Below are 12,390 nucleotides of genomic sequence, written 5' to 3'. Positions count from 1 at the left end.
AGCGGGACGGGCCGCGATAGGTACGTCTTAAGCTTCTCGTTCGACATGGAAAAAGGCCGGCGCGTACAGGCGCCAGCCGCGGTAGAAGAGCAAGAGGGCGGGGCACTGCCCCGCCGATAGTGTCATCCGAAGGCGGCCATCTGCGTTTCGGCCGCCTTGCGATCTAGCGACGCGCCGGGGTTCTCGACCGGACGGTCGAAGGGCTTCCAGGTCTCGCCGATGACCTGTTCGTAGGCGGAGACTGCGCCCTCCGCCGCCATGCGCAGCGCGTGGGACTGGACGCCCATATCAGCGGCAAATTCCCGTTTGCGCTGGGCGGCACTATCGTATCCGACCGGACCGTCGAGATCCTCATCGCGAGCGTCGTTGGAAGCTTTGGCGGTAGCGTCGCGGGCCTCGGTGACAGCGCGGGAGTAGAACTGCCCGGCGCCATGCGCCGATCCGACAAAGGCTCCGACGATACGCTGCAGATGGATCTGCATGGCCTTGTCTCCCAAGCCTTCGGAGAGGCTTTCGGCTGTTTCGACGATCAGCCGCTCATGCAGGCTGCGGATGCCATCGCTGTCAACGATGGCCGTGCCGAAGCTTTCGGCGATCTTCAGCGCCTGGGTGGCGTCGGGGCAGGAGAGGCGAACCATTTCGAGGGTGGTGCCGCGGCGAGATTGCGAGACCCGAGCGTTGGAGCGATTGGGGGTGGTTGGCTTGGCCATGTCTGATCCTTCCTTTGCTGCCGAAGTGGTTCCGGCCCGTGCCGGTCTGCCCTTCGATGCGGACGACCAGGAACCGGCAAGGGACGGGCGGCTTCACAGGTCCGATCCGACTGAGCCAGCAGGGCAGGTTTGCGGGCCAGCAGGCTTTAACCTGCGCAGACCGCGGGCTTGCCCTCGCGCAGAGAGGCTGGATCGGCCGCCCCGCGGCGCGACAGCGGCCTTGAAACGACCGGCCGCCGGTTCAGACCGCAACGAAAAGAAGGGCAGTCGGCACGGGTCCGATATCGGTCGCAAGCCGGCGGGGAACGACATGTCCAAGCCTGCATCCTTTGGTAAACCTCAGACGGCAGGAGCCACCCCGCCGCAGCCTCCTTGGGTCCACCTATCCCGCTACGGGCGGAAAGGCGGGATCTCCACAAAGTTCGAGTTCGTCGATGACTTGCTGTTGCAATGCCAACCGATGTGCGAGCGTATCGAGTTCGCCCACCTTTCGAAGGCCAGTCGGTCTGCCAGCTCATGACGATAAAGGCGAGGACCGGACCGGCGTCGCGCCCGGCTCCGGACCCTCACAGTAAGCGCCTGTCGTCCGGCGCGCGCAGCAATCTGACGGGTCAGACAATCGAGATGCCGCTGGGTCTCGCGCCGGGCACCGATTGCTTTCACCAGTGGGTTTGAAGCGAAGATGTCGATCATGATCCGCTACCCCGGCTTCGCCTTCCTATGAACGAGGACGGCCCACGATACTCAGCATGACGGGTGGGATCGATGACAAAGCCGAACCGGCCGCGCCCGGCATACTCGTCGCTCGGCACCAGAAAGCGACGCTCATCGTCGCTGGCCCTTCTATCACCGCCGACGACCGCCACGACCTCGGTCATGCCTGAGTGCTGATCGGAGAATATTGCCGATATGACGACATGGTCTGCCGCATGACGCTGATCGAACGCCCGTCGATCCTTGAGCGAACTTTCGCCCTCGGCCAGCTTGCAGCGGTGGATCGCCTCCCAGGCATCCGGCCAGGTGTTGCGGATGGTCTTCTCCGCCAGGGATCTCTCATAGCCGGTGAACAGATCCGGAAAGCTCAGCGCCACGATCGCCCATTCGTTGTCCTCTTCGTACCATGGGGTATCCTTCCGAAGCAGCGGATGGACTTTGGCATTGCGCTCGGCAGAGAGGTGAAGACCGCCGTGGCCAGCCGTGCTATGGGCGACGACGCCCTCTGCGTACACGACCGCCATCTGCGATCTGCCCCATGGTGTGCTGGCCGACATGCGGGTTTGCACGCGGTTCAGCTTGGCCAGATCGCGTTTCTGACCAGCGGTTTCGGCGACGCGCACCCGGAATTCGGCCTCATTGGCGACCCGACCATCATGCCCGATGAAATCTGTCCGTGTCAGGTCTGCGAGTGGCCGACGGACAGCAACCGCGCTCGCTAGAAAAGCAAAGCCGCTGGGTGTTGTGACCATTGCAAGGACCAGGTCATCAATGCGGGCGACGGGCAAGCCGTCCGCACTGGTGGCAAACTCCACCCCCGAAAGATCGGGGGTGGATACTGCAATATTCGACTGGAGGGCGGCGGTCATGCGGCAGCCCTCTGATCGAAGTCTTCGTCCTGATCATCGTGGTCGGGCAGATCCGCATCCTGCGACTCGCCGTCGACCACATCTTTGAGTTCTTGTTCTGCCTGAACGTCCGATGGATCGTCGAGATCGCTGTCCCCGACATCCTGGGACCCCGCGCCGATGACATCCGCGGCAGCGCCTGCCCGGATCCATTCGAGCAGTTCGTCAACCGGCGGCGCGAAGCGGCCCGACGGATGGACAAAGTGCTCGGTCGCGAAATGCTCTACCAACGCTGCGCGGGTTTCGCGAACCTTCTGCCTTGGCTGGACCGACGCCTCGGCGCAGGAGGCTTCCAGCGCCTGACGCGACAGGCACAAGAGGAAGTCCTCCGAGCCCATGTTCGGCAGGAATTCGTCAGCGCCGATCGCATCGCCCGCAATACGCGCGACCATGCCGCTGTTTGACATTCCCCTCCGGCACGAAAGTACATCGACCAGTACGGAGCGCACGGCAACCCGAAGCGTGTCCTGATCGAAGGCGAGCTTGCCATGCTCGTCAAACAGCCCGACGGCATGACGCGAAAAGCGCTTGCCGCCGTAGAACGTCCCGCCTGCGCCGGAGTCAACGCGGACGTTCTGCCCGGCGAAGGCCAAGACCATCAACGCCATCAGCATGTCATCTTCGATCGGAGCGCGGCCAAGCGCATCGTGCAGGGCGTCGGTGCGGAAATCGCCGATCATATCATGGCCCTTCTGGGTGACGTCCGGCCGGACTTTCGGCGTGGCGACTGCGTTGGCGTCATCGCCGCCAGTGACCGATCCGTCGCAAGCAGCACCCTTCGGCTTCGCCGCCTCGGCCATGCGGTAATGCACCGTCTGCACCTTGCCGTCACGATCGAGGTAGAGCGCCGCGTGGTCGGACTTGGACGGTTTTCCGTAGACTTGAGAAGCCTTCTTTGGCAGCTCCGGCTGACCCCAGCTGTTGACGTCGACGATCGCACCCTTTTTCGGCAGATTGTTCGTCATCCATTCATGCTGGGCGCCGAGAAAGCCCTCCACGTTCGTGGTGTAGCGACCATCCTGGTCGGCGGGCGCGAAGAGATCCTCAACCCACTCGATGCCGTAGGCTTGGGCGAGATCGTCGCCAAAGCTCGCATCCCTGGCGTACATGCGCTTCCTGGTCAGCGCATTGGCGATCTGCCACCAGGGAGCGGTGTCGCCCTTCTTCGGCTTGTGCGCTTTCCAGACCTCCTTCTGCTCGGCCTGGCCCGCCGCTGCGATCACCCGCAACTGCTGCTCGGACGGCATGTCGCCCAGCGCCATCTGTTCGAGCATTGCCGAAAGGACATTGGCGAGCAGGCGCAGCTTGCGGATCTGGCGGACAGGAAGAGCGAGAGCGACGGCGATCGCTTCCTCGGTCCAGCCGAGAGCAACAAGGCGTTCAATACCTCGCCATTGATCGACGGGATTTAGCGCTTCACGAACGCTGTTCTCGACCATGGAACGCATCGCGCCATTGTCGTTGGCTGCATCAACGACGAGGATTTCGATTTCTTCAAGACCGGCCGCGATGGCGAGGCGGACCCGACGATGCCCGGCGTCGATAATGTAGCCGTTTCCACCATCGGTTTCCGGCGCCACCACCGGCGGCTGGACGATGCCGACGGCCTTTATCGTGGCCAGCATCAGCGCATCGGCCTGCGGCGAGGACTTCGACTGGCGCATCCGGTCGGGGTTTTCCTTCAGAGCGCGCGGGTCAACCTTCATGATCTGCATGGGATTTGTCCTTGTCTAGAGAGTTCCGGACCGGCGCCTTGCCAGCCCTACCTGTCTTCATTTTTCTCGAAGACACCTCCAGGACCGCCGAACGGCCGGACTGACGCAACTGCGGCCGAGCATCCCTGCTGTGAAGGACGAGCGGGGCTGACAGCCCTGCGAAGAACGAGTAGCCGGGATGGCGCAGGCGGCGGTTGAGCGCACGCGTCGGCAGGAGGACCGATCGGCGACCGGTTCTTTCCCTCCCTTTATTTCCTCTTCTCTTCCGGAGAGCCGGCTCGCGCACGGACAGGCGCGATCGACACGAAGAACCCTGCCAGGAAACTGAAACGCAAAAAGGGCGCTCGACCCGCGAGGGGAGCGCCCTTTGTCTGACCCGGACAACGTCGAAAACCATGGCCAAGCGCCATCGGCAGGACATCATCTGAACGGGAAGTGATTGGCAGATATGGTCGAGGTCGAGAGATTTCAAGTCTCTACCCGCCATCTCTGGTCAAAGCCACGATGGGAGTGGAGCCCGGGTGACAAGAACGGCCTGGGCTTGCGCCGCTCATGCGGCGATCTGGTCTGCATTGACGGTGGCAGAGGCCGCCAGGTCTTCCTCGACCTGGCGAAGTAGCTTTCGTTTGTCACGGAGTTCATCGCCGAACTGAAAGGCACCGCCTATGCGCGACCGATACGAACTCAGACGGCGCTCGGCCTGGTCGAGACGTCGACGATACTGACGCCGCTCCTCTTCGAAGCCGTCGAGGCCATGCTCCAGCCGTGAGATCGCGCCCAGCGGCGTGACCGTGATCGAAAGGTCGATCTCATACTCTGCCCCGGTGCGTTGGAGCAGCGTCTCGTAGCGATAGCCATCGCCCTTGCCAAACCGCTCACCCTCATAGACGAGGTCAAAGCCGCCGATCGTCGCCAGATGCACCTCGCCTTGCCTCTGCAGCTGTAGCAGCGCGAGGATCTCCTTCATCAACGCGCGACCGGCTTCCTTGCGTTCGGTATATTCTTTGCCAAGCACCATCATCGTGAAACCGTCACCGCCTGTCGGTCGAAGCCGAGCGATGTCCTCACTGATCTCGCCGATGCGCCGGGTCGAGACCTCGATCTCACGCTCGGCATCACGCATCTGCCGACGGACGGCATACTGATCGTCTTCGTGAGCAGCCCGCAGCCGTTCGAGCCGGGCAATATCAGCTTCCAGCCCAGCCTTCTGCATGAGGCGCTCGTCGCCGGAAGCAATTGCCTTCGCCATGGCGAACTGGTTGGCCGCACCTTCTCCAACATCTTCCAGCCGCCGGATCGAGGTATCTCCCGACAGTGCCGCGGCGATGAAGCGGGCCTTGCGCTCGTTATTCTGCCACATCGAAGCGTCTAGCGAGCCTTCCGTCGCGTAAGCGAAGATATCGACCTCATCATGCTGATTTCCCTGGCGAACGATCCGACCCTCGCGCTGTTCGATCTGCGACGGCAGCCATGGGACATCGAGATGGTGGAGGGCCTTCAGCCGAAGCTGGGCGTTGACGCCGGTGCCCATCGTTTCCGACGACCCGATCAGGAAACGGATCTTGCCGGCGCAGACATCGCAGAACAGCCTTTGCTTGGCCTCGGTCTTCTTAAAATCCTGCATGAAGGCGATCTGCGATGCCGGGACACCGAGCCGGATCAGCTCGTCGCGGATGAAGCGGTAAGCTGAGAAACCGCGGGACTTTTCGACATTAATCGTACCGAGATCGGAAAAAATCATCTGCGCGGCGCCCGGCAGGTCAAAATCTTTGCCATCGTGGCGACGATAGGTGGAGTCGCCAGTTTCCTTCCAGATCCGATGGGCGTTGCGGACGAGAAGATTGAGCTTGTTATCTTCGTCGTTCTCAGACCCCGGCATGACGAAGCGCAGGTCGATCGCCGCATGGCGGCCATCGGTGATGACCGATAGCAGAATGTCATCGCCGGGCTTAGCCGGTCCCTCACGCTGCTCGATCGCCTTGATGCGCGCGCCGAGCATTTGCTGATAGGTCTTGAACAGAGCCGTCGGCTTGGCCGTCAGGATCTGCCGGCGCCCGGTCGAGATGTTGGGGACCTTCACATATTGCCTGAGATCCTCGGGCATGACGACATCCGCAAACGAGCGGAACATGGCGATCAGTTCGGGAACATTGACGAAGGAAGCGAAGCGGCTGACCGGCTTGCATTTGCCGGACGGCTGGATTTCGAGTTCCGTCGTAGTATCGCCGAAGCATGATGCCCAGGCATCGAACTCGTGCAACCCACGCTCGGCAAGTGCATCGTGGCCAAGCAGGCGCTGGATCGAGAACATTTCGCCGAGCGTGTTGGTGACCGGCGTGCCGGAGGCGAGAACCAACGCGCGGCCCGGGTTTCTCGTTTCGATATAGCGGGATTTGACGTAGAGGTCCCAGGCGCGCTGCGAGCCGTTCGGATCGATGCCTTTCAGCGTCGACATGTTGGTGGCGAAGGAGAGCTTGCGGAATTCCTGTGCCTCATCGACGACGATCTGATCGACGCCTATCTCGGAGATCGTCAGCAGATCGTCCTTGCGAGTCGCCAAGCCTTCAAGCCGCTCCTGCAATCCTTCCTTCAACCGCTCGAGGCGCTTGCGCGAGACGCGGTCCTCGCTGTCGACCTTGGTCAGCAGGTCCTCATAGAGCTGTAGCTCGTCCTGGATCATTTGGCTCTCGAAGGCCGAGGGGACAGCGATGAAGCGGAAGGCAGAATGCGTGATGATGATCGCGTCCCAAGTTGCCGTCGCCGCCCGTGACAGGAACCGGGCGCGCTTGTCCTTGGTAAAGTTGGTCTCGTCAGCCACAAGAATGCGCGCATTCGGATAGAGCGCCAGGAACTCGCGAGCGGCCTGCGCCAGGCAATGGCCGGGGACGACCAGCATGGCTTTGGCGATCAGGCCGAGCCGGCGCTGCTCCATGATGGCGGCGGCCATGGTCATTGTCTTCCCGGCGCCTACGGCATGGGCGAGATAGGTCGAGCCATCGGCAATGATCCGCCAGATGCCGCGTTTCTGGTGTCCATAAAGAACAAAGGCGCCTGAGGCACCGGGAAGTTTCAGATGAGAGCCGTCGAATTTGCGTGGCGCGATATTGTTGAAGCGATCGTTGTAATCGTGGGCCAACCGATCGGTCCGATCGGGATCTGTCCAGACCCAGTCCTGAAACGCTTGCTTGATCCGCTGTAGCTTGTCGCGCGCCGCCTCGGTATCGACGACATTCAGCACGCGCCGCTCGCCATCGACATCCTTGAAGGTATCGAAGATCTGTGGGATCCGGCTGTTTAGCGCATCGGCGAGAAGCTCGCCGGCATGGCGACGGCTGGTCCCCCATTCGGAGGTGCCGGCGGCACTGTATCCGAGCTGACGGGCCTCCACCGTCCAGGACCCGAGTTCCGGCATGTGGTGGATGCGGATATCGGCCTCCATCTTTTGCCTGACGAAGGCGACGACATCGGCGGCCGGAATCCACGGTGCACCGAGACGAGCCGTGATGTCGGACGGTCGAAGATCGGCCGGCTGGACATCGGTTAGGGCGCGGACATTGCGCTTATAGGTCGGATCAAGCTCGGCGGCGGCCTGTGCGACGGCAAGTTTGGTGCGGACGGCGCCGGAGAGATATCCGTCTGCTGTCTTCCACGCTCCATCCGCCGGATCGCGGAAGATAGCCTCGCCTAGCTCATCGACCACGGCTCCGGCATCGGTGTGCAGCAGCTCGGCGATATGGTCGATATCGACGTGGCCTCGTTCATTCAGCACGACGGCGAGCGCATCTGCAGGAGAGGTGATCGTCGGCGCCGCGGGCGGAGCAATCACGCGTTCGGAAAAAATCGGACCCGGTTTCGCCGTGTCGGTCTCCAGATCGTAATCCTCGATCGAGGCGACCAGCCAGCAATCGGGATCGTCGCGGAAAGGTGCAAGGTTAGGCTGGCGATGGGTCTCCTTGACCGCGCCGGTCTCGGCATCCTCCTGGATCGCAACGGTCGTATGGTTGATCGGCCCGAAATCGCGCACAAAACTCGACCAGGCGATGCGCAATCGCACTTGGAGATCTCGCCATGGCCGATCGGCCTCCTGCGCCTTCAGCACTTCACGCACTGCATCGCGGATCGGGATCAGCTTTGAGACGATCCGGATATGCTTTTCCGGTACCCCATCGCCTGAGCGACCCTTGCGGACGGTGACCGGCACGGCTGATCCGTCGAGCATCTGCATCAGGCCCTTTGCCCGGTCGACGAAGAAGCTGCCCTCGCGAACAGTCCCGCCCTTAGGCTGCAGATCGACGATCTCGCCGAGTTCTTCCTCAAGATCGATATCGATCGGTGTCGGCTCGCCGTCATAGAGATCGGCCGGCAGAAGCTCGATGGCAGTAGCAAGGGCGGTTTCGAGATCCTCTCCATCGCGTGGGCGGCATGTGTAGGTCTCGCCGAACGGGTCGGAGGTCAGGGCGTGTGTGCCAAGCACGAAGTCCGGATGGCGGGCGAACCAGCGATTGACCCTGATGGCGACATCGTCGCCTGTGGCCGGCCTTATCTCATCGACATCGAGCCACAGCTGATTTCCCTCCGGCTCTCCGGCCTTCCGCTTGCGGAAGAAGAGGATGTCGACGACGACATCAGTGCCGGCGTCGTGGCGAAAGCTGCCTTCGGGCAGGCGGATCGCCGCGATCAGGTCGGCAGACTTGGCGATATGCTCCCGCGCAGTGCTATCGGCTTTGTCCATCGTGCCATGTGAGGTCACAAAGGCAGCGAGCGCCCCCGGTTTCAAGAGGTCGATCGACCGAGCAATAAAGTAGTCGTGCAGGCGCAGGCCGAGCGCCCGGTAGGCCCGGTCCGAACGGACGATGCGGTCGGAGAAAGGTGGGTTGCCGATGGCGAGATCATAGATCGGTGCGAGATCAGTTCGGGCGAAGTCGCCATTGATGATCCGCGCCCTAGGCTGAAGCAGGCGGACGATACGGGCTGTGACCGGATCGAGCTCGATCCCGGTGACATATGCGGCATTGCGATAACGTTCCGGCATTAGGGCAGGGAACAGCCCGGTGCCGACGCCCGGTTCCAGCACCTGGCCGCCGCGCCAGCTAAGCCTTTTTATGCCGGCCCAGATCGCCCGTATAATAAACTCAGGCGTGAAATGCGCATACTGGGTGCAGCGGGCGAGCGACGCATAGTCGGATTCGGAAACCGCAGTCTCGAGCGAAGAGCCAATATCGTCCCAGCCTTGCCGGAAATCGACCTCGCCCGGCCGGCGAAATATGCCGTTAGCCAACTCGCCAGCGCCGAAGCCGGTGAAACGGATCAGCTGCGCCTGTTCCTTTGGCGTTGCCGGCCGGTCCTGCTTGGCAATGCCATCGGCAACGAGAATCGCCGCTACGTTTGCCCGGGCTCGCTCCTTCCACGAGGCACCAAGATTGCGATCGCCGTCGAGATAAAAGTTTGCCCGAAGCCTCGCTCGCCGGACAGGCGTGGCAGCAATAGGCAAGGCGGAGGCGGGTGCTGGCGGCACGGGATCCGGATCGTCATCATTGGCGGCATCAGGCGAGAAGCCGCCGAAGGCGGTAACGTCCAGCCCGAGGCCGGAGGACAGGGCAGAGCTGCCGAACATGTCAAAGGTAAACGGGTCGTTACTCATGGAAAGCTCCTTGGAATGAGGGCGTGCGCGTTCGTCCGGTCGAGAATTCGACCGGCTGCAGTGCGAAGTTGGGGAATTGGTCTGACTCAGGCGGCCAAGGGTGAGGGGAGGTGGCGCAAATGCACCGGCAGCTTGGCGGCAATCTCGTCGTCGCTGAGCGTATCGAGCAGCTTCAGCAACGTGCCTTCCTTGCCGCCGTAGAGCATCACCGTGCGATGGCCCTGCATTGGCTTCGGCCAGCGGTCACTGGCATATCCACGATAGTCGTCCGCAGTCGTGCTCCAGATATGCTCGAGCCGTTCTTCGCGGCTCATCGCCCGGACAGGCCGGGTTTCGCGGTCGAGGATAGCAGACCGCATCGCCTCCACAGAGTTCGGGTCGGAGAGGTCGCAATAGGTATGAAAGTAGCGGACCGCTTCATCGATCCGGATCGCGTAAAAGACCGATGTCACCGAACCGGTCATGAACTCCCGCATCGCAAAGATCGGCCCGCGCATCCAGAGCGGCGGCAGAATGTCCAGCATATAGGAGTAGGAGGTTTCATCGATCTCGAACCATTCGCCTGCATAGACGGCAGACTGATCGCCATCAAAGCGGTCGGGGCGCATCGCGTGCCGGTCGAACATGCGGAACATGTCGGCCCGCTTGGCAACACCCTGAAACACTTTGCGGGGGAGGGATATCGAGGTCATCAGCTTGGTCCTTTCGGGGTTTGGGACCGAAGGCAGCACTGTCGTTTCGACCTTGCCATTCTCTTCAGTCCTTCATGACCCCTTCCGCGCTGCCGGCCTCGTGTCCGGCCGGGTCAAGGGCCGGCGCATGCCGGGCGAAGCCTCCCTTGATGCGGCCGGCGCGCATGCGGCAGGCCTCGTTATTCCCTTCGGTCTTCCTTTCCCGTTTTTCCCTCTCCCTGTTTTGAAGAACCGCGTTCCAATCCTCTGCCGGCGGACGTAGCCGCTGCCAGTCACAGCCGTACGCCTCGGCGAGCGCACGCAATCGTTCTGCGTAGACATCCCCTTGGGAATTGGCATCCGTGGCCGCGACCAGTGTCAGTCCCGGCCGCGCAGCAAGTTCGGCAAGCGCGGCATCTGTCGCCGGAGACCACCCACCGCCAGTGCTGAGATAGAGAGTTTGCTCGCGCGGACCTTCGAGTGCCGCAAGGCTCATCGCGTCGATCGCAGCCTCGGTAACGCAGAGACGAGAAGCATCGCTTGGTCCGAGGCGAAAAAGAACCTTCGAGCCCCCAGTGGCAAAGCCACGCCAGTCGGGACCGCGCTCCTCCCAGCCGACGACGCGACCCTCGCTATCGACATGGGCCGCCCATATACTGCCGAAGGGTCCTTCCCGCAGGACACCCTCTCGAATGGCCTGCCGGGCGATGGCCGTCGGGATCCAGCGCGCCCAGCACAGATAGCGCCAGGCACCGGATCCGGGCGATGGCGTGGGCCGGCTGCGCCAACGGTCACAAATGTCTTTTACCGGCACGGAAGACCGCGAGGACCTCCATTCCGGCCGGGAAAGTTGATACCCGACAATTGACGCGACCGCGTCCGTTGCGGACGGGAATGCGATCCTTTCCAGGAACATGGCAAGGCCGAATACATCGCCTTTCTCGTCGCTGAGCGGATCGAACCAGCCGCGTCCGTCATGCGTGACAATGACGATGTTGCCGCCACGCCGGTATTTGACGGCGCGTCGCGTGCTTTCCTTCAGATCAATTTCGTAACCGGCTCGTTCCAGCACGGCTTCGCAACTCACCTTGGCGCGCAGCGCCTCCAACTCTTCTCGTTTCATATTTTTCAGCCGCCTAGCGGCCGTCCCTTCTTCTTCTCGCAACTTGCGGGTCACCTTCCACCCGCCGGGAAGAGCGAAGGGGGCAAGGGCGCAGCACGCAACTGACAAAAGTTGCAGCATAATGCTGCGGCGAAGCTTCCCTTGCGGCCGACAGGTCGCCAGCGGCAGGGACATGCGGGTCTCAATGAGACCCGCGGGGGAAATATTCATGCACGATCTCAAGATCGTCTTCGTCATCGAGTTCGTCGGACGGAAGGACGCCGAATTCGTCGCCGGATTTGAACAGGGTGACGGGAACCATGAGGATGCGGGAAAGCGAAAATGCGTGGCTTTGGGCGAGTGCAAGATCCTGTGCCATGTGAGAAACCTCCGTCCGGAGCAGGCCAATCCCGCTCGATGGCTCCGCAAAGGACCGGGGACGGTCGCGATCACCGCGCAGTCGAAGACAAGCGGCGGCAGCTTGCTAGCCGACCCCGATAGCGGGTTGATCGACGGAGATCCGGACATGGTCCAGGACGCCATCAATGAAGAGCGGGATTGGTTTGCTTCGGCGGGAATTGAGGTATCCGGCAGAGATGGTTCACGTAAGCCAGCGCGGCATTTGTTGCCGAGCATCTGTCTGACCAGCCCACCAGTCAGCGACGGCCGGCTTCTTCCTGATCGGACAAGGCTTTGAGAACAGCGAAGTTCATCTCAGCGCGTGACTCTATCCGGGCTATCTCGCTTGCGACTTTCGACCAGTGCCAGAACTCATCGATATCACCACTGGACCGGCTATGGAACGCACGGCGCTGTGCTTCGTAGTAGGACCCGGCTGGATCCGAACTTACGAGAAGCCTGGCGTCAGCCTGCCATCGCCGCCGTATCGCCCGGCGATGTGCGAGCCATCGCGTGAGGAAGAGGATCAT

General features: G+C 62.1%; 9 protein-coding genes. 1 reads left to right on the top strand and 8 read right to left on the bottom strand.

Features of this window, described 5'->3' with window-relative positions; translation table 11 throughout:
- Positions 1-122: 122 nt before the first annotated feature.
- Positions 123-710, bottom strand: a complete 588-nt coding sequence (locus ASD54_RS05035) for a hypothetical protein (RefSeq protein ID WP_062553531.1) — start codon at positions 708-710, stop codon at positions 123-125.
- Here ASD54_RS05035 and ASD54_RS26470 point away from each other — a divergent pair.
- A complete protein-coding gene (locus ASD54_RS26470) occupies positions 709-1,230 on the top strand; it encodes a hypothetical protein (protein ID WP_062553530.1) in 522 nt (173 codons plus the stop codon). The genes ASD54_RS05035 and ASD54_RS26470 overlap by 2 nt on opposite strands.
- 169 nt (positions 1,231-1,399) lie before the next feature.
- On the opposite strand, the gene ASD54_RS05025 is transcribed toward ASD54_RS26470, so the two are convergent.
- The 7 genes from ASD54_RS05025 to ASD54_RS04995 all read right to left on the bottom strand — a co-directional run bounded on the left by ASD54_RS05025 (position 1,400) and on the right by ASD54_RS04995 (position 12,390).
- Positions 1,400-2,293: a hypothetical protein gene (locus ASD54_RS05025; protein ID WP_062553529.1), complete on the bottom strand. Its 894-nt coding sequence runs from the start codon at positions 2,291-2,293 to the stop codon at positions 1,400-1,402.
- Entirely contained in the window at positions 2,290-4,047 is a 1,758-nt protein-coding gene (locus ASD54_RS05020) for a ParB/RepB/Spo0J family partition protein (protein WP_062553528.1), read from the bottom strand. The genes ASD54_RS05025 and ASD54_RS05020 overlap by 4 nt, the downstream gene beginning before the upstream one ends.
- A gap of 550 nt (positions 4,048-4,597) precedes the next feature.
- Positions 4,598-9,688 carry a DEAD/DEAH box helicase family protein gene (locus ASD54_RS05015; protein WP_062553527.1) on the bottom strand — a complete coding sequence of 1,697 codons (5,091 nt, stop codon included), beginning with the start codon at positions 9,686-9,688 and terminating at the stop codon, positions 4,598-4,600.
- A gap of 86 nt (positions 9,689-9,774) precedes the next feature.
- Entirely contained in the window at positions 9,775-10,380 is a 606-nt protein-coding gene (locus tag ASD54_RS05010) for a DUF1419 domain-containing protein (protein ID WP_062553620.1), read from the bottom strand.
- Between the two features lie 64 nt (positions 10,381-10,444).
- Positions 10,445-11,482 carry a DUF3991 and toprim domain-containing protein gene (locus ASD54_RS05005; protein WP_062553619.1) on the bottom strand — a complete coding sequence of 346 codons (1,038 nt, stop codon included), beginning with the start codon at positions 11,480-11,482 and terminating at the stop codon, positions 10,445-10,447.
- A gap of 181 nt (positions 11,483-11,663) precedes the next feature.
- A complete protein-coding gene (locus ASD54_RS26885) occupies positions 11,664-11,840 on the bottom strand; it encodes a hypothetical protein (RefSeq protein ID WP_018326273.1) in 177 nt (58 codons plus the stop codon).
- Between the two features lie 277 nt (positions 11,841-12,117).
- The gene (locus tag ASD54_RS04995) at positions 12,118-12,390 is read right to left on the bottom strand and encodes a hypothetical protein (protein ID WP_062553526.1); all 273 of its coding nucleotides are present in this window, start codon (positions 12,388-12,390) and stop codon (positions 12,118-12,120) included.

Source organism: Rhizobium sp. Root149, assembly GCF_001427345.1.
Taxonomy (GTDB): domain Bacteria; phylum Pseudomonadota; class Alphaproteobacteria; order Rhizobiales; family Rhizobiaceae; genus Neorhizobium; species Neorhizobium rhizoryzae.
This window is presented reverse-complemented; position numbering and strand designations above follow the sequence as displayed.

Bases quoted from the DNA above. Each gene is read 5' to 3' on its own strand.
- ASD54_RS05035 (WP_062553531.1), bottom strand. From the start codon at position 710: ATGGCCAAGCCAACCACCCCCAATCGCTCCAACGCTCGGGTCTCGCAA.
- ASD54_RS26470 (WP_062553530.1), top strand. From the start codon at position 709: ATGTCTGATCCTTCCTTTGCTGCCGAAGTGGTTCCGGCCCGTGCCGGT.
- ASD54_RS05025 (WP_062553529.1), bottom strand. From the start codon at position 2,293: ATGACCGCCGCCCTCCAGTCGAATATTGCAGTATCCACCCCCGATCTT.
- ASD54_RS05010 (WP_062553620.1), bottom strand. From the start codon at position 10,380: ATGACCTCGATATCCCTCCCCCGCAAAGTGTTTCAGGGTGTTGCCAAG.
- ASD54_RS26885 (WP_018326273.1), bottom strand. From the start codon at position 11,840: ATGGCACAGGATCTTGCACTCGCCCAAAGCCACGCATTTTCGCTTTCC.
- ASD54_RS05015 (WP_062553527.1), bottom strand. From the start codon at position 9,688: ATGAGTAACGACCCGTTTACCTTTGACATGTTCGGCAGCTCTGCCCTG.
- ASD54_RS04995 (WP_062553526.1), bottom strand. From the start codon at position 12,390: ATGATCCTCTTCCTCACGCGATGGCTCGCACATCGCCGGGCGATACGG.
- ASD54_RS05005 (WP_062553619.1), bottom strand. From the start codon at position 11,482: ATGAAACGAGAAGAGTTGGAGGCGCTGCGCGCCAAGGTGAGTTGCGAA.
- ASD54_RS05020 (WP_062553528.1), bottom strand. From the start codon at position 4,047: ATGCAGATCATGAAGGTTGACCCGCGCGCTCTGAAGGAAAACCCCGAC.